At 60.8% G+C, this 22,096-nt stretch carries 23 protein-coding genes; 9 read left to right on the plus strand and 14 right to left on the minus strand.

All coding sequences use genetic code 11. From position 1 onward, the window contains the following. Nucleotides 1-3 precede the first annotated feature (3 nt). The 3 genes from PMI03_RS26525 to PMI03_RS26535 are packed head-to-tail and all read right to left on the minus strand — an operon-like array spanning nt 4 to nt 3,670. The gene (locus PMI03_RS26525) at nt 4-645 is read right to left on the minus strand and encodes an aminotransferase class IV family protein (RefSeq protein ID WP_007701105.1); all 642 of its coding nucleotides are present in this window, start codon (nt 643-645) and stop codon (nt 4-6) included. Then, the gene (locus PMI03_RS26530; protein WP_039974753.1) at nt 630-1,790 is read right to left on the minus strand and encodes an aminodeoxychorismate synthase component I; all 1,161 of its coding nucleotides are present in this window, start codon (nt 1,788-1,790) and stop codon (nt 630-632) included. Before PMI03_RS26530 ends, PMI03_RS26525 begins: the two co-directional genes overlap by 16 nt. Before the next feature lie 23 nt (nt 1,791-1,813). Next, nucleotides 1,814-3,670: a M3 family oligoendopeptidase gene (locus PMI03_RS26535; RefSeq protein ID WP_007701112.1), complete on the minus strand. Its 1,857-nt coding sequence runs from the start codon at nt 3,668-3,670 to the stop codon at nt 1,814-1,816. Nucleotides 3,671-3,889: 219 nt separating this feature from the next. On the opposite strand from PMI03_RS26535, the gene PMI03_RS26540 reads away from it, so the two are divergent. The 6 genes from PMI03_RS26540 to PMI03_RS26565 all read left to right on the plus strand — a co-directional run bounded on the left by PMI03_RS26540 (nt 3,890) and on the right by PMI03_RS26565 (nt 10,753). After that, complete coding sequence (locus PMI03_RS26540) at nt 3,890-5,473, plus strand: sigma-54 dependent transcriptional regulator (protein ID WP_007701115.1); 1,584 nt, start codon at nt 3,890-3,892, stop codon at nt 5,471-5,473. 174 nt (nt 5,474-5,647) lie between these two features. Beyond that, nucleotides 5,648-7,588: a DUF882 domain-containing protein gene (locus PMI03_RS26545; RefSeq protein ID WP_039974724.1), complete on the plus strand. Its 1,941-nt coding sequence runs from the start codon at nt 5,648-5,650 to the stop codon at nt 7,586-7,588. A 128-nt stretch (nt 7,589-7,716) separates the two neighbouring features. Beyond that, the gene (locus tag PMI03_RS26550) at nt 7,717-8,316 is read left to right on the plus strand and encodes a phosphoribosylglycinamide formyltransferase (protein WP_007701121.1); all 600 of its coding nucleotides are present in this window, start codon (nt 7,717-7,719) and stop codon (nt 8,314-8,316) included. A gap of 132 nt (nt 8,317-8,448) precedes the next feature. Then, nucleotides 8,449-9,066: a glycosyltransferase family 29 protein gene (locus PMI03_RS26555; protein WP_007701124.1), complete on the plus strand. Its 618-nt coding sequence runs from the start codon at nt 8,449-8,451 to the stop codon at nt 9,064-9,066. Between the two features lie 137 nt (nt 9,067-9,203). Next, complete coding sequence (locus PMI03_RS26560; protein WP_007701127.1) at nt 9,204-10,040, plus strand: glycosyltransferase family 25 protein; 837 nt, start codon at nt 9,204-9,206, stop codon at nt 10,038-10,040. 11 nt (nt 10,041-10,051) lie between these two features. Continuing rightward, a complete protein-coding gene (locus PMI03_RS26565; RefSeq protein ID WP_007701130.1) occupies nt 10,052-10,753 on the plus strand; it encodes a polysaccharide deacetylase family protein in 702 nt (233 codons plus the stop codon). 39 nt (nt 10,754-10,792) lie between these two features. On the opposite strand, the gene copC is transcribed toward PMI03_RS26565, so the two are convergent. The 9 genes from copC to PMI03_RS26610 form a co-directional block, all read right to left on the minus strand. Beyond that, on the minus strand, nt 10,793-11,161 hold the full coding sequence (gene copC / locus PMI03_RS26570) for a copper homeostasis periplasmic binding protein CopC (RefSeq protein WP_007701140.1): 369 nt from the start codon (nt 11,159-11,161) through the stop codon (nt 10,793-10,795). A 125-nt stretch (nt 11,162-11,286) separates the two neighbouring features. Continuing rightward, entirely contained in the window at nt 11,287-11,880 is a 594-nt protein-coding gene (locus tag PMI03_RS26575) for an SCO family protein (RefSeq protein ID WP_007701142.1), read from the minus strand. 72 nt (nt 11,881-11,952) lie between these two features. Next, nucleotides 11,953-13,002 (minus strand): ubiquinol oxidase subunit II, encoded by a 1,050-nt coding sequence (gene cyoA, locus PMI03_RS26580; RefSeq protein WP_081500831.1) that lies wholly within the window; start codon nt 13,000-13,002, stop codon nt 11,953-11,955. A gap of 55 nt (nt 13,003-13,057) precedes the next feature. Next, nucleotides 13,058-13,597, minus strand: a complete 540-nt coding sequence (locus PMI03_RS26585) for a copper chaperone PCu(A)C (RefSeq protein ID WP_007701146.1) — start codon at nt 13,595-13,597, stop codon at nt 13,058-13,060. A 35-nt stretch (nt 13,598-13,632) separates the two neighbouring features. Continuing rightward, nucleotides 13,633-15,006 (minus strand): PepSY domain-containing protein, encoded by a 1,374-nt coding sequence (locus PMI03_RS26590; protein ID WP_007701149.1) that lies wholly within the window; start codon nt 15,004-15,006, stop codon nt 13,633-13,635. 237 nt (nt 15,007-15,243) lie between these two features. Beyond that, a complete protein-coding gene (locus PMI03_RS26595) occupies nt 15,244-15,663 on the minus strand; it encodes a hypothetical protein (RefSeq protein WP_052034310.1) in 420 nt (139 codons plus the stop codon). Nucleotides 15,664-15,836: 173 nt separating this feature from the next. Beyond that, nucleotides 15,837-16,091 carry a DUF2312 domain-containing protein gene (locus PMI03_RS26600; RefSeq protein ID WP_007701156.1) on the minus strand — a complete coding sequence of 85 codons (255 nt, stop codon included), beginning with the start codon at nt 16,089-16,091 and terminating at the stop codon, nt 15,837-15,839. 277 nt (nt 16,092-16,368) lie between these two features. Then, a complete protein-coding gene (locus PMI03_RS26605) occupies nt 16,369-16,674 on the minus strand; it encodes a DUF1244 domain-containing protein (RefSeq protein ID WP_007701158.1) in 306 nt (101 codons plus the stop codon). Nucleotides 16,675-16,739: 65 nt separating this feature from the next. After that, nucleotides 16,740-17,537 carry an N-formylglutamate amidohydrolase gene (locus tag PMI03_RS26610; RefSeq protein WP_007701160.1) on the minus strand — a complete coding sequence of 266 codons (798 nt, stop codon included), beginning with the start codon at nt 17,535-17,537 and terminating at the stop codon, nt 16,740-16,742. A gap of 203 nt (nt 17,538-17,740) precedes the next feature. On the opposite strand from PMI03_RS26610, the gene PMI03_RS26615 reads away from it, so the two are divergent. The 3 genes from PMI03_RS26615 to PMI03_RS26625 all read left to right on the plus strand — a co-directional run bounded on the left by PMI03_RS26615 (nt 17,741) and on the right by PMI03_RS26625 (nt 20,459). Continuing rightward, complete coding sequence (locus PMI03_RS26615) at nt 17,741-18,229, plus strand: DUF1036 domain-containing protein (RefSeq protein ID WP_007701162.1); 489 nt, start codon at nt 17,741-17,743, stop codon at nt 18,227-18,229. Then, nucleotides 18,229-19,668 (plus strand): pyruvate kinase, encoded by a 1,440-nt coding sequence (gene pyk / locus PMI03_RS26620; RefSeq protein ID WP_007701164.1) that lies wholly within the window; start codon nt 18,229-18,231, stop codon nt 19,666-19,668. The genes PMI03_RS26615 and pyk overlap by 1 nt, the downstream gene beginning before the upstream one ends. Before the next feature lie 155 nt (nt 19,669-19,823). Continuing rightward, a complete protein-coding gene (locus PMI03_RS26625; protein WP_007701172.1) occupies nt 19,824-20,459 on the plus strand; it encodes a LysE family translocator in 636 nt (211 codons plus the stop codon). A gap of 3 nt (nt 20,460-20,462) precedes the next feature. On the opposite strand, the gene PMI03_RS26630 is transcribed toward PMI03_RS26625, so the two are convergent. After that, nucleotides 20,463-21,434: a threonine/serine dehydratase gene (locus PMI03_RS26630; protein ID WP_007701175.1), complete on the minus strand. Its 972-nt coding sequence runs from the start codon at nt 21,432-21,434 to the stop codon at nt 20,463-20,465. A gap of 89 nt (nt 21,435-21,523) precedes the next feature. Beyond that, the gene (locus PMI03_RS26635) at nt 21,524-22,096 is read right to left on the minus strand and encodes a DUF4865 family protein (protein ID WP_007701180.1); all 573 of its coding nucleotides are present in this window, start codon (nt 22,094-22,096) and stop codon (nt 21,524-21,526) included.

Below are 22,096 nucleotides of genomic sequence, written 5' to 3' on the forward strand. Positions count from 1 at the left end.
GCGTCAATTCCATAGGAGTTGCGCGCGGATCAGACCGCGCAGGGAGTTTCCGACATAAAGCGTGGCGTTTTCCAGCTCGTCCAGCCTGATCCGGCCGACGCGGGCCTTGCGCTGGCAGATGAGTTCGGTGCGCAAGACACCGGCAAGCAGGCCGCAAGAGATGGGCGGTGTTCGCAACGGGGCCGAGCCGTCGTCCAGGAAGATCGAGGTGATCGTGCCCTCACAGACTTCGCCCTTTTCGTTCAGCAGCAGCACCTCGTCTGCTTCCACCTGTGGATATTCGGCGCGCGCGGCCTCGTAGACCGATCGGCGCGTGGTCTTCACCCGCAGCAGCGTGTCGGCGGAATCGATCCGGGTTTTGGCGATGCGGACGCGCCAGACGGTGTCGGCGGCAAGAGGCATGAAAACGGCGGTGGTGATATCGGTTTGCCCGGCGCGATCGAAGGTCAGGCGGACCCGCAACGGTGCAGTCGCGCCGGCGACGGCGGCGTCCAGTTTCGTCAGCGCATCCTTCGGTGCGGGAAAGCCCAGCCGGCGGGCGGAGCGTTGCAGGCGGGCAAGATGCAGGCGCAGACGCACGAAGCCCGTTTGCGGCTCGTAGCGCAGCGTTTCGATCAGCGAAAAGTCCTCTAGCGCTTGATCCATCGATCCCCCACGGCGAAGCGTGCCTTCAGGAAGCATTCTTCATATTCCGCTTCCGCCGTCGAATCGAAAACGATGCCGCCGCCGACGTTGAAGACGGCGCGGCCGTCGTCGAACAGCGTGATGGTGCGGATCGCCACGGAAAAGCGCATGGCGCCGGTGGGCGAGATCATGCCGATTGCCCCGCAATAAGCATCGCGCGGGCTGTCTTCGAGGTCGTGCAGGATTTCCATTGCCCGCATTTTCGGCGCACCGGTGATCGAACCGCAGGGAAAGAGCGCGGCGAAGATATCGCGGATGGTCATGCCGGGGCGCAGCTTTGCCTGCACATGGCTGACCATCTGGTGCAGGGTCGGATAGGTCTCGATCTCGAAGAGTTTCGGCACGTCGAGCGTACCGACCTCGGTGATGCGGGAGATATCGTTGCGCAGGAGGTCGACGATCATGCGGTTTTCAGCCTGCGTCTTTTCGTCGGCAAGCATGGCGCTGATGATCTCGGCATCTTCCGTGGCATTTGCGCCGCGCTTGGCCGTGCCCTTCATCGGATGCGTCTCGATCCAGCCGTCGTCGTCCGTGCGGAAGAAGAGTTCCGGCGAGCGTGACAAAAGGATAGGTCCGCCAAGATCGACGAGGGCGCCGTACTTCACCGGCTGACGCTCGATCAGCGACCAGAACGCGGCCCTGATGTCGCCGTTCCAGCGCGCTGTGATCGGCATGGTGAGGTTTGCCTGATAGCAATCGCCCTGGCGGATATGCCCATGCAGCCGGTCGATTCTCTCTTTATATATAGGGAAATTCCATGCGGCCGTCGCATCGGTCAGGAACTCCTGGTTTTCAAGGCGTTGCAAGGGTTGGGCGAGGGGATGGTCGTTGGCTGCCGGAGCATCGAAAACGCCGAAGCATAGCAATGGCGTTTCGCGATTTTCTTCAGTGAAGGGTGCCAGTTTTTCTTCGAAGAGATGGCCGGCTTCATAGGCCATATAGCCTGCCAACCATTTTCCGTCCGCCTTCGCCTTCTCCATTCGGTCCAAGGCATCGAAGAATTCCGCGTGCGTCCGGGCGATGATGATCTCCGCCGGTTCGGCGAAGAGCATTACCTGTCCTGTGCTGTCGTCCCTAAAGAGGACGTAGGGTTGGGCATCGGCCATGCGCGGGTCTTCATCAATGGGCATCAAGCGCTCTTATCAAGCGCCTCGAGCTCGTCGATCAGCCCTTCGATCATCGTCAGTCCCTTGCTCCAGAACGACGGATCGGTGGCGTCGAGGCCGAAAGGCTTCAGAAGTTCCGAGTGATGCTTGGTGCCGCCGGCCTTCAGCAGCTCAAAATACTTAGCCTGAAAGCCCTCTTCGGCATTCTGATAGACGGCGTGGAGCGAGTTCACCAGGCAGTCGCCGAAGGCATAGGCGTAGACGTAGAAGGGCGAATGGATGAAGTGGGGGATATAGGTCCAGTAGGTCTCGTAGCCCTCGGAAATCTTGATCGCCGGCCCCAGGCTTTCCGACTGCACGGAGAGCCACAGCTCGCCGATATCGTCGGAGGTCAGTTCGCCATTCTTGCGGGCGGTATGCACCTTGCGCTCGAACTCGTAGAAGGCGATCTGGCGCACGACCGTGTTGATCATGTCCTCGACCTTCTGGGCGAGCATCGCCTTGCGCTCGCGCTTGTCGGTGGTCTTGTCGAGCAGGGCGCGGAAGGTCAGCATCTCGCCGAAGACCGAGGCGGTTTCGGCAAGCGTCAGCGGCGTCTGGCACATCAGCGCGCCCTGGCCGCCGGCGAGCACCTGATGCACGCCATGGCCGAGCTCGTGGGCCAGCGTCATCACGTCGCGCGGCTTGCCCATGTAGTTGACGAGCACATAAGGGTGCGCCGAGGGCACGGTCGGATGGGCGAAGGCGCCGGGCGCCTTGCCGGGACGCACCGGCGCGTCGATCCATTCTTCGTCAAAGAAACGCTTGGCGATATCGGCCATTTCCGGGGCGAAATTGCCGTAGGCGGACAGCACGGTTTCCTTGGCTTCCGTCCAGGGGATCAGCGCATTGGAGGTTTCCGGCAGCGGCGCGTTGCGGTCCCAGAAATTCATCTGTTCCATGCCGAGCCACTTGGCTTTCATCTTGTAATAGCGGTGCGAGAGGCGCGGATAGGCGTCGCGCACGGCGGCGGCCAGCGCATCGACCACTTCGCGCTCGACGCGATTGGCGAGATGCCGGCTGTCGGCGATGTCCTCGAAGCCGCGCCAGCGATCCGCGATATCCTTGTCCTTGGCGAGCGTATTGGTGATCAGCGTGAAGACACGCAGATTGGCCTTGAAGGTCGTGGTCAAGGCCTCGGCCGCCTTGCGGCGCACTTCAGGGTCCTTTTCCTGCAGCATGTTCAGGGTGACTTCCAGCGGCAGCTTCTCGCCATCGACCTCGAAGCGCAGCTCCGCCATGGTCTCGTCGAACAGGCGGTTGAAGGCGGCCGCACTCGTCATGGATTTTTCGAGGAACAGCTGCTCCAGTCTGTCGTCCAGCTGGTAGGGCTTGTCCTTGCGCAGATCGACGAGCCAGGGGCGGTAGTGGCCGGCGGCGGGGTCGTTCGCCATGCAGGCATCCATGACGGCATCGTCGATGCGGTTCAGTTCCAGCGGGAAGAACAGCAGATGGGCGGCATAGTCGGTCAGTCTCGTCTGCACATCGCCATAGAGCTTGCCGTTGGCCGGATCGCTGGTGTTGGAAAAATAGGTGAGACCGGCAAAGGAACCGAGGCGGCCGATGATGTCGTCCAGCGCTTCATATTCCTTCAGCGCCGCGCCGATGCCGGCGTCGCCGGTCTTGGTCGCGGCCTCGGCCAGCTTGCCCTTCCACTTTTCTTCAAAGGCGACGGCCAGCTTGCCGGCCTTTTCCATGTCGCCAGTGAATGCGCCGGAGGTGGCGGAGGGATAGAGGTCGCTGAGCTTCCAGGCGGGCAGATCCCCAAGTGCTGCATTGGTCGCGGCAGCGGCCGGGCCGGTGGAAAACTTAAGGGACGAATGCAGCGAGGTCGGGCTCATGGACGGTATTTCCTCTATTTTCTTTTCAGAACGATCCGGTCAATTCGTGTCTATTCGGCCGAAAAGGCCGCCGCAAGCGCGGATTTTCTGCGGTCGCGCAATGGAGTCATAGACGATGTTACATTCGTCATAATGATTAAAATACGATGGTTTGGCAAAACTTCGTGTTCAAGCCTTTCTGCGAAGGTTCCCCCAGGTTTCGCATGAAGTGAGGCACCAATGACCATATTGAATAGCGCCAAGGGGGGCGCGCAGGTTCTCGTTGTTGAGGATGATCCGATCCAACGACGCCTGCTGAAAAATGCCATCGAGCGACATGGACATGTTGCTCACTTGGCAGAAAATGGCCGCTTCGGCCTCGAGTTTCTGAAGCGCAATGGCGATCAGATCAATGTGATCGTGCTCGATCTCATGATGCCGGAGATGAACGGCCTCGAGCTTCTGGGCGCTCTCAGCGACATGGGCACCGATATTCCCGTGATCGTGCAGACCGGGCAGGGCGGTATCGAGACCGTGGTGCAGGCCATGCGGGCCGGCGCCTTCGATTTCGTTGTCAAGCCGGTTTCGCCGGAACGGATAGGCGCGTCGATCGCCAACGCGCTGAAACTCGATCAGCGCGAGGCCAAGGCCCGCGCCGGACGCAAATCGCGATCGAGTGCGATCAGCTTCGACGACATCGTCTCGGCGAGCCCGGCGATGATGCGGGTGCTCGATCTCGCCCATCGCGCGTCGCAATCGAATATACCCGTGGTGCTGGAAGGCGAATCCGGCGTCGGCAAGGAACTGGTGGCCCGTGCCATCCAGGCCGCCAGCGACCGCGCCGGCAAGCCTTTCGTGACGGTCAATTGCGGTGCCATTCCGCATAATCTGGTCGAGAGCATTCTCTTCGGTCATGAGAAGGGCGCCTTCACCGGCGCCACGGAACGGCATGTCGGCAAGTTCATGGAAGCGGACGGCGGTACGCTGTTCCTCGACGAGGTCGGCGATCTGCCGCTGGAGGTGCAGGTCAAGCTCCTGCGCGCCGTGCAGCAGGGCGAGATCGAAACGGTCGGCGCCCGCGTGGCGCAGAAGGTCAATGTCCGGCTGATTTCGGCCACCAACAAGGATTTGATCGAAGAGGTGAAGGCCGGACGGTTCCGTGAGGATCTCTACTACCGCCTCAACGTCTTCCCGATCACCATGCCGGCACTCCGCCGCCGCAAGGAGGACATCCCGCATCTCGCGCGTGCTTTCGCCGATCGGTTCGCGTTCGAACAGAAGCTCGGTCATTCGCTGGCGATCAGCCATGGCGCTCTGGCGCTGCTGACGTCCTATGACTGGCCAGGCAATATCCGCCAGCTCGAAAATGCGGTCTTCCGCGCGGTCGTGCTGTCGGAGGGACCGGAGCTGCTGGAAACCGATTTTCCGCAGATCGCGGCGCAGTTGCCCGGCTATTTCACTGGCGAGCATCCGACGTTAGTTGTGGATAATTCCCAGACCTACGGCGCCGATAGCGTCGCGGCAGACAGGTTTGAGCGCGGCTTGCGGGTCGCGTCATCGGAGGAAACTACAACCTCGCCGCTCTCGATCGTGGACACGTCATCCGCGCAAGCGTCGGATAATGTCATCGTCAGCACCGATACATCCGGCGATGTCAGAAAGCTTGCGGATGTCGAGGAAGAGCTCATAAGGTTCGCTCTCAAATTCTATCGAGGGCAAATGAGTCAGGTGGCAAGGAAGCTCGGAATCGGCCGTTCGACGCTCTATCGCAAGTTGAAAGACTATGGGATAGACCCGGATGACCCGCAAAAAAACGCGGCGTGAGCACGGTTTAACGTTTAGGCAAGCATATTTTGTTACCTGTCGTAAAGCACTTGTTAGTGCATCGTTCACCATGTATGAAGAGGGCGACCATGTGTGGCATTTTTGCCATCGTGTCACCGCAATTGACAGCCATTTGGAACACGATGCGACATTGTCTGTCGGACGGGGATCGAATTGCCGAATCTGAGTGGAAATACCAAGCCTAATAGCTTGAGCTGGCATTCTGCGTGCTCTGAGATATTTCGCAAGGTGGCCAAGGTTCTAGCCGTTGGCCTGCTGGCGCTGGCCGTCTCTACTCCTGTTTTCGTTGGTTCGCCGTCGAAAGCGAGCGGGGAGACCCGCAGCCTCAAGATCTATTTCGTGCATACGGGCGAAAAGGCCGTCATCACTTACAAGCGTGACGGCAAGTTCGACCCGGCCGGTCTGGAGAAGCTGAACCGCATCCTGCGCGACTGGCGTAAAAACCAGCCGACCAAGATGAACCCGCATTTGTTCGACCTGATCTGGCAAGTGTACCGCGAAAGCGGCTCCCATGAATTCATCAATGTTGTCTGCGGTTTCCGTTCGCCGGGAACCAACGAGATGCTGCGCACGCGTTCGGCCCATACGGGCGTCGCCAAGAAGAGCCAGCATATGCTCGGCAATGCGATGGATTTCTATATTCCCGACGTCAAGCTTACCAAGCTGCGCGAAATCGGCATGAAGCTTCAGGTCGGCGGCGTCGGCTACTATCCGACCTCCGGATCGCCTTTCGTACATATGGACGTCGGCGGCGTGCGTGCATGGCCGCGCATGGATCGCCAGGAACTTGTCCGTTTGTTCCCCGATGGCAAGACCATGCATATTCCGGCCGACGGCCGTCCGCTGCCCGGCTACCAGCAGGCTGTTGCGGATTACAAGCGCCGCATGTCGTCCGACGATATCCAGATCGCCAGCTCTTCGCCCTCGCGCCGTGGCTTCTTCGCCCGGCTGTTTGGCGGCGGCGGTGCTGACGAGGAAGAGGATAATGCGGATACCGGTGCGCCGGCAGCGGCAGCGCCGACCACGTTGGTTGCCAAGAACACCCAGCGGGCTCCTGTAGCAACGGACGACGGCGACGACAGCCAGCCGGTGACGCAGCAGGTTGCCAGCGTCAATGCGCCTGTTCCGCAGGTTCGTCCGGCTTTCGGGAACCAGGCCGGCAGCGAGGTCGCTTCGGCTTTGATGTCGCCGCCGCGTAATGCCGCTCAGGATGCGCTTGCCGCGGCAATGCCGACAGCGGATGCCCAGCAACAGCAATATGCCGATCTGCGTGACTATCGCGTTCCGGTTCCGGCCCTGCTTAACCGTCGCACGCCCGGTGATGCCGAAATGGCCTCTGCCGAATCTGACGTGACGGATCAGGCCGTCGGTGTTCCGGTTCCGGTCGAACGTCCGGAAATCGCCGAAAATCTTCTGGCTTCCGCCGATGCCGACCCGGATGCGATCGACGATGCAGCCGATCAGGGAACGCTTTCGCCCGCGATCGTTGCCGCGCTCGAGCAGCGCCGCGCCGATCAGTCGGATGCGAATGCAGGCGTTGCCGTCAATACGGTCGCCAACAATGTCGCCTCCAAGGATGAGGTGCCGCCGGCGAATAGCGTAGCGGCCGATAATGATGCCGTGCGCGCTATTGCCGCTGTCCTGCCGCAGAAGCGGCCGGTGCAGCAGATGCCGATGCAGGTGGCGGCCCTTGCGCCGACCGCCAGCGAAAGCAAGGCTAGCAGCCGCCGCTTCAACGACAGTTTTGAAGTGATGGCGCCGCAGGAACGTCCGATTGCCGCTGGCATCGCCACGAAGGGTGGCCGTCCGAATAAGCGGGACGCCGTGGTGGCCGATTCCGGTCGCGCCGCGGTGACCACCCCGCCGAAGCTGACGGATAAGATGATTTCGCAATGGGCGATCGCCAATGCCCGTGTCGAGATCGTCAATCGCCCGGTCAAGGCACCGCGCTTCGTCAGTCCGACGCTTCGTGCCCAGCCGACCGCCGTCTACACGGAAGGCTTCAAGGTGCAGACCGCCTCGATGGATCCCGAGCGCTTCAGCGGCACGGCCGTGAACTTCCTGCAGGTCAAGAAGTTCAATTCGGTCGAGTAGTCGGGGCGATCCTGGTTCCTCGAACATGTTGAGTTAGACACGAGATCGCTTGCAGCATGGCGCTGCGGGCGATTTTTTCTTTCAACATCGTGGACGATGTTGAGAACACCGGTTGAGCATCAACGTCGATGAAAACGCTTCGCATCGCAGCTCTGGCTTCGAACAATGGTTCCTCCGTCCGCGCCATCGCCGAGGCAATTGTCGCGGGCAAGCTCGATGCGACCATTTCGCTTCTGGTAAGCAATCGTTTGAGCGCCCCTGCGCTCGATTATGCCGCCGATTGCGGTATCCCTGCTTTGTACATTCCGACAAAGGGGGTCGAATCCGAGGCTGACGAAAAACTGCATGCAGCCCTTGTTGAGGCTGGCGTCGAGTTGGTCATTCTCTCGGGCTATCTGCGAAGGCTGGGTCCGAAGACCCTCTCAGCTTTCGAGGGAAGAATCTTGAACGTTCACCCGGCGCTTCTGCCAAGGTATGGCGGGGTGGGCATGTATGGCAGAAAACTACATCAAGCCGTTCTTGACGCACGGGAGCCTGTGACTGGGGCCACGATCCATCTGGTGGACGCGGAATACGATCACGGCCGCATCATCGCAGCCACGGAAGTTCGCATAAATCCTTCGGACGATGTAGCAGCTATCGAGTGCCGCGTAATGCAGGTGGAATGCGATCTCTTCGTCCAAACGCTGCAAAGAATAGCGGCAGGCGAGCTTTCGTTGCCATTGTGAGCAAGGCGGGGATCATTTCACCCGGTTCGGGTGGAGTGATGTCTCCGTTGCCTGTTGTAACTGCCGGGAATTTCATCCTTGGCTCAGTAAGCGCTGCTAGTCCGTCACAGCGACAGGGCTGGATATCCTCTATTGACGCGCAAGACGGCTGTTATCATCGGCAATGGAAAATTGCACCACGATCTCTCGCGGATCGTGGACGATGCGGACTTCGTGATGCGCTTCAACGCGCCGAACCTGTCCGGCGGCATGAGCGGCACGCGCACGGATATGCTCATGCTGGCTGCGTCGAGTAAGGCGATGCAGCGGCGATTGGTCGATCCGGCCTTTCTGGAAAGCGCTGCCTTCAAGGCTGTGAAAGAGGTGGTGCTGGTCTATCACCCGGGTATCATCCGCAAATATCACCCCAGGCCGAATATCCTCTCGCGTATGAAGGGAAGGCGGGCCGATTGGACGATGCAGGCAATCGAGCTGATCGGCAGTGCGGGGAAGGAAATCCGCATCATGCCGCCGCAATTCTATCTTGATGGCTGCGCGGCTCTAGGTGTCTCTGGCCCCAGGATGCGTGAGGTGTTTCCGAGCACTGGGTTTCTCGGCATTTGCCATGTTCTTTCAAACTTTCCCATAGGTGAATGGGACGTGAAACTATGCGGATTCAGCTGGGAGGGGTGGAAGCGCCATGCCTGGCAGGACGAACGCCGCTGGGTCGAGGATCAGATAGCGTGCGACCGTATCAGCATGCTTGCCTAGAACGTCGCCGTGCGGGGGCGATGCGCCTGCACGGGAGCATTGAAAGTGTTCGTTTTCAGTTTCGCGTCAGGTTTGCCTAAGTTCGCCTTCATTCACGATTGTTACGGGGTCTCGGATAAGACAGCGAGATCTCATAGATGCAGACCTATAAAATCGGCTTTTCGGCTGCCGCGCCGCTTGAAAGAGCTCATGCCGGGCTGGAGCCGGATCAAGTTCCTTTGGGCACGATCAACGCGCGGCCGGCTCAGGCGAACATACGCGGCTTCATCATTCACCTGGATCGCGCGCGCGATCGTCTGCCCCAGGTGGAAAGGCTCGCGGCCATGCTTCCGGTTCGAAGCGACATCATCCAGGCCGTTGATGCAAGCGCTTTGCCCGACGCCGACATAGACCTCGTCTATCGTCGGCATTTGCACACACCGCGCTATCCCTTCGAGATGAGTGTCGGCGAGATCGCCTGTTTCCTCTCGCATCGCAAGGCATGGGCGGCGATCGTCGAGCAGGGTGTCGATGCCGGCCTCGTGTTTGAAGATGACGTGGAGATCGACGCCTCGTTTCATGCCGCTTTTGCCGCCGCACAGGCATGCCTCACGCCGGGTGCCTTCATTCGCTTTCCTTTCCGGATGGGCAAGGAACATGGTGAGTGCGTTTTGACGCATGGTCAGGCCAGCGTCATCCAGCCAGGCCGAGTCGGTCTTGGCATGGTGGCGCAGCTCGTCAGCCGTGATGCCGCCATCCGGTTGCTGGAGGCGACGGCCTTGTTTGACCGTCCGGTCGACACGACCGTCCAGATGCGCTGGATAACCGGCCTGTCGCCCCTCGCTGTCCTGCCGGGCGGTGTGCATGAAATATCCTCGCAACTCGGCGGCAGCACCATCAAGAGCAGAAAGACCGTGTTCGAGAAGCTGTCGAGAGAGATCCTGCGGCCGCTCTATCGTGCGAAAATCGCAATACGTTCCCGCCGTTCAAGCTGAGACCATACACATTGGCCGTTCCAATTCTACTCTATCATCAGATCGCGGTGCCGCCCTCGCGGCGCGCGCCTTTCAGAAGCATGGCCGTGCATCCGGAGGCTTTCCATAACCAGATGGCGTGGTTGAAAAGACTGGGCGTACAGGGTCTTTCGCTGCGTGAGTCGCTCCCCTACATCCAGGGCGCCAAGACCGGCAAGGTTGCCGCCATCACCTTCGACGACAGCTATGCCAATGTCTACGAAAACGCCTTGCCCGTCTTGCAGGAGTTCGGCTTCACCGCCACGAATTTCGTAGTTGCCAATCAGGTCGGCGGCAGCAACGTCTGGGACATTCCCAACGGCGTGGCGCGGGCGCCCTGCATGTCGCTGGAGCAGCTGCGCAAATGGGTGGCGCTCGGACATGAGGTCGGTTCGCATACGCTCGATCATGTGCATCTTCCGCAATTGCCGATGCAGGAGGCCCGCCGCCAGATCGCCCACTCCCGGGAGCTGCTGGAGGACATGCTGGACGAGATCGTCTCTTCCTTCTGTTTCCCCTATGGGGACGAAATGCCGCTCGATCGGGTTCTGGCCTATGAGGCCGGCTACAGTGCGGCAACGACGACACGACGGGGCAGGGCGCGGCAGGACCATGATCCCTTTGGTCTGCCGCGCGCCACGGTTCGCCGCAATGACAGCTGGCTCCATTTCATCCGGAAATGTGTTTCCGGGTAGATTAGCTGCACGTCTAGCGGCGATGGGATCATGAAGATCTTACGGCGCGACGGTGAAGCTGTAGGTGCCGTTCGTCTTGTGGCCGTCGGTGGAAAGGACGTGCCATTCGACGGTGTATTTACCGGCCGCCAGCTTGTCCGTAAGCGGGATCATCAGCGTGGTATCACCCTTCATCAGCATGGCTTCGCCCGTCTTCACGACCGTCTTGTCCGGGCCAGTGACAGTCACGCCGCTGAATTTGAGGTTCAATCCTTCGGTAAAGGTCAGGTCGAGTTCGGAAGGCACCTCCTTCACGGTGCCGTCGGTAGCTGGCACGGCTGATTTGAGATGGGCATGGGCGAAGGCTTGGCCTGCGAAGGCGAAGCTGGCGGTGAAGGCTGCGATAAGGAGTTTCTTCATCTGGGGCATGGTGATTGTCCTTTAAGGATCGATGATCCGCAGGGCTTCTGCGGCAGGTTTCCGGCGGTCGATCATGGCCGCCGGATAGTCCGTCCGGATCCTGTCCGGCCGGGTAATCGGGGGAGGCAGCGCCTTTATTGCAGAAGATTACGGATCTTCTGCAAGGCGATGTTGGGATCCTCGCCATAGGCAATCATGCTCCTGAGATTGCCGTCAGCACCCACCAGCAGAACCGAAGCGGTGTGATCCATGGTGTAGTCACCGTCCGGCGTCGGCATCTTCTTGGCATAGATGCGCCAGCCCTTGATCGCTTTTTGCATCTCGTTCGGATCGCCTGTGATCCCGGTGATCCGGTCGGTGAAGTTGCCGGTGTAGTTGTGCATGATCTGTGGTGTGTCGCGTTCGGGATCAACCGAGAAGAAGTAGGCCTTCAGCGCGTCGCCCTGGTCCCCAAGCGCCTTAAACCAACCGGCCATCTCGTAAAGCGTGGTCGGGCAAACTTCGGGGCAATGGGTGTAGCCGAAATAGATAAGCGATGGGTGACCCTTGAGCGCCTGCTCCGTGATGGGCTGTCCGCGGTCGTCGGTCAGGGTGAACGTCGCACCAATATTGGTTTCCGCCGCGTCCGGCCGCGGCATCAGGCTCCATGTGAAATAACCGAGCGCGCCGCAGACGATCAGCAGCACGATGCCCAGGATGGCGGGGATGGTCCATTCTCTCGTGAACATTGGATTCTCCTTTGCGTGTTGGATAGCGGTTGAGCGGCGGCATGATTGGCGCCGCCACAATCGTCTGCGGCTTCACTCGATATTGATTTTCTGTGCCGGCGCCGTGATGGCGACGCTGCCGCCTGGACCTTTGCCGGTCGGGATGCAGAGTGCGGCAACGAAAGGGGCGGCTGGCCGCTTTGTCTGCTGGCCGCCCAGACGGTCGTCATAGGTAAGCCGCATGATGTTGTTGATGCCTTCCATGCCGCCGCCGCCCTTGGCGTCGATTTCCATCATCTCGCTGACGCACATCTTCGCCTGGTCGACGCACATGTTGAGGATCGCCTCGTAAAGTGCTGGATCGAGGGAGGAGAAATAACGGACCGGCTCTTTCTCGCTCGGCTGCTCCAGCCTCAGATATTCGAGGCGGCCGAGAGGCGTTCCTTGCGAGCGGACCCTGCCTATCCAGTTATCGAAATCCGCGTTTGCGAGGCCGCGAAACTTGAACCGCATGTTGGAGAAGCCGGCGCCGCTGTAATTGGCGGAGAAACCCTCATAGTCGCCGACGCGATTGATGACCGCATGCAGCTTCGTCTCCATGCCCGGCATGGCATAGATCTGGCCGGCAAGAGCGGGGACGAAGAAGGAGTTCATCACCGAAGCGGCGGTGATCTTGAAGTTGATCGGGATATCGACGGGTGCGACGAGTTCGTTGACCGTCGCGATGCCAAGATCGGGGTAGAGGAACAGCCATTTCCAATCGAGCGCCACCACTTCGACCGTCAGTGGTTTGATGCCCTGAGGAATAGGCCGCGAGGCATCGATCCGGTCCAAGGGCCGATAGGGATCGAGCTGATGGGTGCTGATCCAGGTGACGGCCCCGAGCGCGACGATGATGGCCAGTGGTGCCGACCAGATGACGATCTCCAGGCGTGTGGAATGATGCCATTCGGGATCATAGGCTGCTTCCGTGTTGGATTGACGGTACTTCCAGGCGAAGAACAGGGTCAGAAAGATCACCGGGATGATGATGAGCAGCATCAACAGGGTCGAGATGACAATGAGATTGCGCTGCTGCATCGCTATGTCGCCGGACGGTGCCAGCACGACCATGTTGCAGCCCGAAAGCAGCAGGACGGGCATGAGGACAAGCGGCTTCAGCGGTTTGCAGGGGAACGCCCCAAGGCGGTCAGCGGCTTTACTTCGTCTGGTCGGCATGTGCGCCTCCCGCAGCCGCATTGGGCATGGTCATCGCGCCCATGTCTTCGCGATTGCTGACCTTGCCGCCGGCGGCGGGGCCGACCGGGAACTCGATATCGACGGGACCTGCCTTTTCGAAATTGAGGGTGGCTTTCACTGTCTGGCCCTCTCTGAAGCCCTCGCCGACCTTCATGAACATGACGTGATAGCCGCCAGGCTTCAGTTCGACAGTCTTTCCGGCGGGGATGGGCAGGCCATCCGCAAGCTCGCGCATGACCATCACGTCCTTGTCCATCGTCATCTCGTGGATCTGGACCATCCTCGCACGCGGCGAGCTCGCCGCGACCAGTCGATCGTCGGTAGAGCCGGTATTGGTGATGGTCATGTAGCCGCCGCCGACCGGCGCGCCCGGTATCATGGCCCGCACATAGGGATCGGAGATGCGGAGATCGCCGATGGCGAAGTCCTCTGCCAAGGCGGCGTGGGACAGAAGGGATGCAAGGCCGAAGGCAGTAAGCGTTGTGACGAGTTTCAGCATGATCGATATCCTTCTTGAAAATGGGGGAGAGGCCGTCATGAGAAGAAGCGCCGGAACGGCGGCACGAAGCGCAACAGGATCTGGTCGAAGAGCAGCATGGCGACGATGGCGAGCCCGGTGAGCGGGAAGGCTGCGCCGAAGGCGATGACGATCAGCCATAGGCCGATATAGACGGACTTCCGTGGCGGCATGGGCGGAACGCCGAGGCGACCCACTGGGCGGCGCTTCCACCACATGATGACGGCCGTCACGCAGGACAGAATGATCGCCAGGCAGGTCGCCAGCATCAGGAGCCGGTTGAAGAGGCCCCATTCCTGACCCAGATGGACGTTGATCCCCCATTCGATCGCCTGGCCGAGAGCCGGGTACTGGCTGAAAGAGAGATCGACGAGCGGCTTTCCGGAATATTGGTCGATGTGGATGGTGCGCTCGTCGGCAAGGTCGGCGGGATAGAGTGCTGCGGTGTAGACGCCGGTTGCGTCGGAGGGGATGGCGGTTGCAAAACCCGGCGCCATGCCGAGCCCCTTGGCGATCTCCACCGCCTTGTCGATGCCGATCGGCTTGGCTTGTTGCGCGGCGGCGACGTCGGATAAGGGAATTGGCGCCTTTTCGACGATCCAGCCCGGCGCCGGCAGGATATCGTCCGTGACCTTTGTCGATGTCGGCACATTGTCCCAGAGGGCGGCGGGAAAGCCGAGATCGTGCTCCGTCAGCCAGGTTTTGACATTGGTGCCCCAATAGCTAGACCAGGGCATACCGCTGAGGGCGAGAAAGAAAATGAGGACGCCCGCGCCGGCACCGGTGACGGCATGCAGATCACGCCAGAAGACGCGGCGTGAAGGCGTGCCGCGAACGGTGAGGACGCCGCCGGTCTGCTTGCGCGGCCACCAGAGATAGAGGCCGGTGGCGACGAGCACGAGCGCGAAGCCGCCGACGATCTCGATGAGCCGGTTGGTCCATGTCCCGAAATAGTCGAGGCTGTGAAGCCGCCGGACGACCCAGCCGAAATCCTGTTTGGAGCCGACCGAATCCAGCACCTCGCCATTGTGCGGATTGACATAGACGACGGTTGACTGGCCGCCTTTCGATACGGTGACCGCGGCCGATCGATTGCCGGCCGGGGCTTCGCGATAGGAGGTAGCCCTGGCGCCCGGCATGGCTGTGGTCGCCGCGTCGACGATTTGCTGCGGCGCCAACGCAGATCCAGTATCGGCGACGACATGGCGATGGGCATAGAAGGTGGTGTCGATCTCGTTCTTGAAGAGATAGAGCGATCCGGTGATCGCCAGATTGAGCATGAAGGGGATGACGAGTAGGCCGGCGAAGAAATGCCAGCGCCAGATCGCGCGATAGAGCGAGATGGTGTCGGTGGTTGCGGCTTCTGGTTCGGCCGCGGTGAAGGTAGACATGAAAGATCCTCCGGAAATCCGGCTGGCGGCGGGAGGGCCTGTCTGCGGGGAAAGTCACGACCGCTTTGGTCGTAGCCTTATGCAGAGCTGCACAGGCGGTTGGGCTGCCGAGGCCGCCCGTTTCGCGCAGTGATGATCAGCATGGAGGCAATCCACCCGCAGCCGGCACGATCAGAGCTCGTGCATGGTCCGGCCGCCGTTGACGACGAGCGTCACGGCGCGGGCCGCAACGCAGGCTCAGGCAATGGTAATGCGGAGGATGGGCGGCGCGCGCGGGCCGGTGTTCGGCGGATAGAGCTGGCGGTGGAAAGCTTCGGTTTTCGGGGCGGGGATATCCTGGCTTGCGAAGGCGAGATGCTCGCAGATATCCGCCGGCGGTAAGGGAAGCAGAGCCGCCGAAGAGATGCGGCAGGCCTCGCAGCTCGGCACATGCGCCTTGCTGTGCTCCTTGCCGTCCGCCGTCTTTTCGGTGACGCAGAGAACCGGCAGGGTTCCGTCCGGCAGCCTGTATTGGGCAAGTGCAGCGGGTGTCAGTTCGTCGGCGCTGGAAATGGCCGGCTGATGGGCAAAGCCGACGGACAACAGCGCAAAGGCGCATAGAATGCGCAGCAGCCACTGTGTTGTCCCGGAGAGTTTTTTCCCCACTGCCGTCCCCATCGCCTCTTGCAGGCAAAGCACCTACGACATTCGATGGGCGAGCTCAATGCGGCAATTTGGTATGCGTGCCTGATCCATGGAAAAGGTGGAACGATCGACGGCCGGACAAATGCCGGCCGTTGGGTTTTGTTGATCATAGGTTTTCAGCACAGCGCCCGAAGGCGGGCTGCGGCCTATTCCATTCCGAGTGCGGCCATATAGGTCTGCAGGATGGATTCTTCTTCGAGACGTTCGTTGGCGTCCTTCTTGCGCAGGCGGATGATGGTGCGGATCGCCTTGGTGTCGTAGCCGCGTCCCTTTGCCTCGCCCATCACGTCCTTGATGTCGGACTGGATGGCGCCCTTTTCTTCTTCAAGCCGTTCGATACGCTCAATGAACGCCCGCAGTTCGGCGGCGGCGACATTCTCAACACTCGTCGTGTCGTCCATTTTCTTTTCCTTTCAAGGCAGCAGCCTGCGCTGCTCTGTGGTTCATGCAATTCCCTGTTTAAAAGCGGGAACTACGAAATTCCTGGCCGAAATCCCATGCGCTTGTCTTGCGCGTCCATCCGCTCGATCCGCTTCGACGGAAGCGCAAAGCTGATTGCGGGTGACGCCGGCAGTCTCGGATACATCGTCTCCAGAGTGCGTGGGGTTTCGAATTCGATCGGGCCGTTGACGTGCCGCGAATGGAGCGCGAGGTCAAGCCGTCTTGGCGAAAGCCGGTCTATTCTTTCGGCTTGTTCTGCTCAAAAGCGGCTTTTTGCACAGCCGAGGCTTCGGCCTGATGCAGATTCTTCCAGTCCTCATAGGGCATGCCGTAGACCATCTCGCGCGATTCGTCCTTGGTCACCGGCAGGCCCGCTTCTTCGGCCGCCTCGCGATACCAGTTGGAAAGGCAGTTGCGGCAGAAGCCGGCGAGATTCATCATATCGATATTCTGGACGTCGCTGCGTTCGCGCAGATGCGCGACGAGACGGCGGAAGGCTGCCGCTTCCAGTTCGGTCTGTTGTTGCTTGCTGAGCGCGCTCATCTTGGCTTCCTTACATTTCTTCTATGGCATGATCTTATCCAAAAACCGCTTCACACTTTTTGGGATCAAGCCTCTTCGTATGGGCCGGTGCGCGACGGATAGATCTTGTATTCGTGCAGCGCCGGATCGTCGTTCATCGCTGAAAAGATCGGCGCTAGCCGCTCGGCCCATTCGGCAATGCCGGCCTCTTCGCCGATCAGGTCCTGGCGGACTTCCAGCAGCGCATGCGGAATGCCCTTTACCATGCAATGGCGGTACATGGTGTCGTTTTTCAGCGCCCCGTCATAGGGTTCGTTGTCGCCTATGACGAGATCGGTATCGGCGCCAAGCTTTGCAAGAAGCGGCAAGACGGCGCGCTCGTCGCTGTCCCAGAGTACACTGGCATGCCAAGGGCGGGGGACGCCTTTCCAGGCCGGTGTGAAGGAATGCAGCGACAGCACCAGCGGTGCCTTGCCGGTGGCATCCGCGACCGAGGCGATCGTCTCCTCAACAGCGCGATGATAGGGTCGGTGGAAGGTCTTGATACGATAATTCCACTCTTCGTCGGTGATCGGATGATTGCCGGGGATGATCGCTCCGTCGGAAATCTTCATGATCAGCGTCGGATCGTCCTCGCCGCGATTGGGATCGATCAGCAGGCGGGAAAAGCCGCCGAGCACCGCCGGGACGCCGAGCCGGGCGGCAAGCTGGCGGCAAAGGCCCTCGATGCCAATGTCATAGGCGATGTGCCGCGCAAAGGCGGTTTCGGGCAAGCCAAGCCGGCCATAAGCCTCAGGAAGGTGGCGCATTGCATGATCGCCGAGAATGACCATGCCTTTGTCACGATTGCCGAATATGGTCTCGAAGGATTTAAAGTCGTTCATGTGGATTGTCGATTATTGCATTTTCATCTCGTTGTTTGATTGCATGCGAGGGCGGAAGGTGCAAGGCTCGCCTGATTGATCGGGTAAGGCGCGCTGGAGGGCGTCGTCACCATCCCGTGAAGAAAATATAATCGATTAGAGTTGCGTTGACATTCGTTGGATGGCGGCGCAAGAAGACGCAACAACGAATAACCGGGAGCCCATTGGAAGCCGTGTTCAGCCAAGTCGCGCCAAGTTTCGTTACGCGGTCAGGGCCGCTCGCCCGATTCGCTTTTTTCATCCTTGCCGCCGCCGCGCCGTTTTTCTTTGCGCCGAATGCAGCCCATGCCGACTTCCGTGTCTGCAACGGCACGCAGAATCTCGTGGGCGTGGCGATCGGCTATCGGGCGAAGGAAGGTTGGACCACCGAGGGATGGTGGCAGGTTCCGGCCACCACCTGCGCCACATTGATCGAGGGACCGCTCCAGTCCCGCTATTATTACCTCTACGCAGAAGATGCGGCCCGTGGCGGCCGCTGGACGGGTGACGTCGAAATGTGCGTGGCGGAAAATGAATTCAAAATCCCAGGCGTGAAGGATTGCTACGCGCGCGGCTTCCAGAAAATGGGATTCAAGGAATACGACACGGGGCGTCAGGCGAGCTGGATGGTTCAGCTTTCCGATACTCCGGGCAGCCAAGAGAGCCAGAACTGATGAAACGCAACAGAAAAGTCAAAATCCTAGCGACGCTGGGCCCGGCCTCCTCCTCCGAGGAGATGATCCAGAAGCTTCATGAGGCCGGTGCCGACCTGTTCCGCATCAACATGAGCCATGCCAGCCATGACGTCATGCGCTCGCTGATCCAGCGCATCCGCGCTGTCGAGGCCCGCTGTGGCCGTCCGATCGGTATTCTCGCCGACTTGCAGGGTCCCAAGCTGCGCGTCGGAAAGTTTGCCGATACCAAGGTCGATCTCAAGCCCGGCCAGACCTTCACGCTCGACAATAACGACACGCCCGGCGACAACACCCGCGTGTTCCTGCCGCATCCGGAAATCCTGGAAGCGGTTCAGCCCGGTCATCGCCTGCTGATCGACGACGGCAAGCTGGCTCTGCGCGCTGAAAAATGCGACGGCAAGAGCATCGTCACCACCGTCATTTCCGGCACGAAGATTTCCGACCGCAAGGGCGTCAGCCTGCCCGATACGCTGCTCGGCGTCGGCGCGTTGACCGAGAAGGACCGCGTCGACCTCGACGCCGTGCTCGCTACCAATGAAATCGACTGGGTGGCGCTTTCCTTCATTCAGCGTCCGGAAGACCTGTCCGAAGTCCGCAAGATCTCGCGCGGCCGCGTCGGCCTGATGTCGAAGATCGAAAAACCGCAGGCCGTCGAGCGTATCGAGGAAATCATCGAGCTTTCCGACGCTCTGATGGTCGCCCGTGGTGACCTCGGCGTCGAAATGCCGCTCGAAGCCGTTCCCGGCATCCAGAAGCAGTTGATCCGTGCATGCCGCCGTTCCGGCAAGCCGGTGGTCGTCGCCACGCAGATGCTGGAATCGATGATCTCCGCGCCGGTTCCGACCCGCGCCGAAGTCTCCGACGTCGCCACCGCCGTCTTCGAAGGCGCCGATGCCGTCATGCTGTCGGCCGAATCCGCCTCCGGCGACTATCCGGTCGAGGCCGTGTCGATGATGGCGTCGATCGCCAGCACCATCGAGCGCGAACCGCATTATTCGGGCATCATCTACGCGCAGCGCGCCCAGCCGGAAGCAACCGGCGCCGACGCGATTTCGCTCGCCGCCCGGCAGATCGCCGAGACGCTGAAGCTTGCCGCCATCGTCTGTTACACGTCGTCGGGCACGACGGGCCTGCGCGCCTCGCGCGAACGCCCGCAGGTTCCGATTCTGGCGCTGTCGCCGATCATCCAGACGGCCCGCCGCCTGTCCGTGGTCTGGGGCATGCACTGCGTCGTCACCCATGACGCCACCGATCTCGATGATATGGTCAACAATGCCTGCCGCATCGTTGCCGAGGAAGGCTTCGGCAAGCCCGGCGACCGCATCATCATCTCGGCCGGCGTGCCGCTCGGCACACCCGGCGCCACCAACATGCTGCGCCTTGCCTATATCGGTTCGGATGGCCAGTCCGGCGTATAACGCCTACCGACGTACCCTTTGAGAACATCCTGAACCCGCTGTCGCAAGATAGCGGGTTTTTTGCTGCGCAAAGATTGCCGCATCCGTCGGAATGGTGCCCACTTGCCAAGCGCGACATCGCATGCAACTTTCCGACAACCATAGGGGAGGAAACCATGCACGCCACCACTCTGCTTGCCTTCATCACAGTCTCCTTCATCGGTATCGCGACGCCGGGGCCGACGGTGCTCTTGGCTTTGACCAACGGTTCCCGCTTCGGCGTGCGTCGCGCGCTGGCCGGCATGGTCGGCGCCGTGTTGTCGGATTTTGTGCTGATCGGCGCGGTTGCGATTGGTCTCGGCGCTCTGCTGGCGGCTTCGGAATTCTGGTTCTCGGCGCTGAAATGGGCGGGTGCGGCCTATCTCGCTTTCCTTGGGATCATGATGCTGCGCTCGAAGGGAACGATCGACGGCATGCTGAGGGCCAATGCCGAGCAGGGGAAGGGCACCGTGCTTCCCATCGGACTGAAGAGCTTCATGGTGGCTGTGACCAATCCCAAGGGATATCTGTTCTTCTCGGCCTTCCTGCCGCAGTTCATCGATCCGGCTGCGCCGTTGATGGCGCAATACGCCATCCTGGCGCTGGTTTTCGCCGCGCTCGATTTCGCGATCATGTTCGGCTACGCCGTTTTCGGCTCGCAAGCCGTGCGGTTCCTGAAGGCGGAAGGTGCGAAATGGCTGGAACGCGCCTGTGGCGGCGCGCTCCTGGCATTGGCGGGTTCGCTGGCGCTTTATCGTCGCGCTGCAAACTGAGAGTTAATGGCGGCGCAGAGCCGCCTCAAAGACGTCCGTATCGACATTGCCGCCGGAGGTGACCGCGATCACGGTGTCGCCGTCGATCTCCTTGCCATGGAAGAGGGCCGCTGCCAGCGCCACAGCGCCGCCGGGCTCGACGACGATCTTCAGGCGCTTGAAAGCGAGTTCCATAGCGTCCAGCGCTTCTTCATCGGTCACGACCAGACCGGGGCCGCAGAGGCGCTTCAGGATCGGGAAGGTGATGTTGCCGGGCTGCGGCGTGATGATGGCGTCGCAAATCGAGCCCTGCAGCGCGGCGTTGCGCTCGATCTGGCCCGAGGCCAGCGAACGAGTGGTATCCTCGAAATTCTTGGGCTCGCAGGGGCGGACCTTGAAGCTGGGAGCGCGGGCTTCCAGCGCCAGTGCGATGCCCGATGTCAGGCCGCCGCCGCCGCAGGGGACCAGCACCGTTGCGGTATCGATGCCCTCTTCGGCCGCTTGTTCGGCGATTTCCAGCCCGGTCGTTCCCTGGCCGGCAATGACCTGCGGTTCGTCGAAAGGCTTGATCAGCGTCAGGCCGCGCTCTCTGGAAAGCCGTGCGCCGATCTCGTCGCGGTCTTCCTTCACGCGGTCGTAAAGCACGACTTCGGCGCCCAATGCGCGAGTGTTGGCGATCTTCAGCTTCGGTGCATCGGACGGCATGATGATGACGGCTGGAATACCGTGCAATTGCGCGGCCAGCGCCACGCCCTGGGCATGGTTGCCGGAGGAAAAGGCGATGACGCCCCTGGCGCGTACCGAGGCTTCCAGCGCTGACACCGCCGACCAGCCGCCTCGGAACTTGAACGATCCCGTATGCTGCAGGCACTCCGCCTTCACGAACAGCCGCCGCCCGGCGATTTCGTCGAGGAAGGGAGAGGAAAGAAGGGGTGTACGCCGCGCGCGACCGTCTATACGCGCGCGGGCGGCTTCGATCATTGCAATATCGACCATGGAGGGATCACTCTTTTGCTGCGGAAAATCTCTCCATCCATAAAACGCCGTGGTCCTCTTTAAAACAACGACTTTGTCCCGGTGACACTTCAGCTTACGCCCGGCGCTGAAAGATGCCCGACATTATAGGCCTGCACGCCCGGCCGCAGCGCGTCCTTCGGCAGATCGGTGAAGAGCCGGAAACGCACCCGCGTCCAGCTCGTCGGCTCGAAGGCGGCGACGGAGGCGAGCGCTTCGCCGCGGGCGACTTCGGCGGTGGCCTCCTCGCTCTCCTGCCGGCGAATCTCGGCAAGTGGCGCGTAGGGTTCGGTCTGGATGATCTCCCTTGTGGCGAAGCGGGCCTTGCGGATATCCGGCGAGACGTCGGGGCGCCAGACCACCCACGTCTTTACCTGTGGCCAGCCAAAGCTCTCGGTCACTCCGGCAAAGCCGGGACCGCAGAGGAAATCACTCAGGCCCTCGTCCTTGTTCCAGACATAGAAGGGGGCGTAGAAATTGTCCCGGCTGCCGGTTATCGCATCGCCTTTCCGGGCGGTGAGATAGGCCTTGAATTTCAGGCCGGGCAAATTGTCGAGCAAGGGGCCTTTCTCACAGATGCGACGATCGATGATCGTCATGTCGTAGTCGGCGGGTGGGGTGAAGATGTATTGCATGGCGATCAT

The sequence above is a fragment of the Rhizobium sp. AP16 genome (assembly GCF_000281735.1).
Classification (GTDB): Bacteria; Pseudomonadota; Alphaproteobacteria; order Rhizobiales; family Rhizobiaceae; genus Rhizobium; species Rhizobium rhizogenes.

Bases quoted from the DNA above. Each gene is read 5' to 3' on its own strand.
- PMI03_RS26525 (WP_007701105.1), bottom strand. From the start codon at position 645: ATGGATCAAGCGCTAGAGGACTTTTCGCTGATCGAAACGCTGCGCTAC.
- PMI03_RS26530 (WP_039974753.1), bottom strand. From the start codon at position 1,790: ATGGCCGATGCCCAACCCTACGTCCTCTTTAGGGACGACAGCACAGGA.
- PMI03_RS26535 (WP_007701112.1), bottom strand. From the start codon at position 3,670: ATGAGCCCGACCTCGCTGCATTCGTCCCTTAAGTTTTCCACCGGCCCG.
- PMI03_RS26540 (WP_007701115.1), top strand. From the start codon at position 3,890: ATGACCATATTGAATAGCGCCAAGGGGGGCGCGCAGGTTCTCGTTGTT.
- PMI03_RS26550 (WP_007701121.1), top strand. From the start codon at position 7,717: ATGAAAACGCTTCGCATCGCAGCTCTGGCTTCGAACAATGGTTCCTCC.
- PMI03_RS26560 (WP_007701127.1), top strand. From the start codon at position 9,204: ATGCAGACCTATAAAATCGGCTTTTCGGCTGCCGCGCCGCTTGAAAGA.
- copC (WP_007701140.1), bottom strand. From the start codon at position 11,161: ATGCCCCAGATGAAGAAACTCCTTATCGCAGCCTTCACCGCCAGCTTC.
- PMI03_RS26575 (WP_007701142.1), bottom strand. From the start codon at position 11,880: ATGTTCACGAGAGAATGGACCATCCCCGCCATCCTGGGCATCGTGCTG.
- cyoA (WP_081500831.1), bottom strand. From the start codon at position 13,002: ATGCCCGTCCTGCTGCTTTCGGGCTGCAACATGGTCGTGCTGGCACCG.
- PMI03_RS26585 (WP_007701146.1), bottom strand. From the start codon at position 13,597: ATGCTGAAACTCGTCACAACGCTTACTGCCTTCGGCCTTGCATCCCTT.
- PMI03_RS26590 (WP_007701149.1), bottom strand. From the start codon at position 15,006: ATGTCTACCTTCACCGCGGCCGAACCAGAAGCCGCAACCACCGACACC.
- PMI03_RS26595 (WP_052034310.1), bottom strand. From the start codon at position 15,663: ATGGGGACGGCAGTGGGGAAAAAACTCTCCGGGACAACACAGTGGCTG.
- PMI03_RS26600 (WP_007701156.1), bottom strand. From the start codon at position 16,091: ATGGACGACACGACGAGTGTTGAGAATGTCGCCGCCGCCGAACTGCGG.
- PMI03_RS26605 (WP_007701158.1), bottom strand. From the start codon at position 16,674: ATGAGCGCGCTCAGCAAGCAACAACAGACCGAACTGGAAGCGGCAGCC.
- PMI03_RS26610 (WP_007701160.1), bottom strand. From the start codon at position 17,537: ATGAACGACTTTAAATCCTTCGAGACCATATTCGGCAATCGTGACAAA.
- pyk (WP_007701164.1), top strand. From the start codon at position 18,229: ATGAAACGCAACAGAAAAGTCAAAATCCTAGCGACGCTGGGCCCGGCC.
- PMI03_RS26625 (WP_007701172.1), top strand. From the start codon at position 19,824: ATGCACGCCACCACTCTGCTTGCCTTCATCACAGTCTCCTTCATCGGT.
- PMI03_RS26630 (WP_007701175.1), bottom strand. From the start codon at position 21,434: ATGGTCGATATTGCAATGATCGAAGCCGCCCGCGCGCGTATAGACGGT.
- PMI03_RS26635 (WP_007701180.1), bottom strand. From the start codon at position 22,096: ATGATCGCCATGCAATACATCTTCACCCCACCCGCCGACTACGACATG.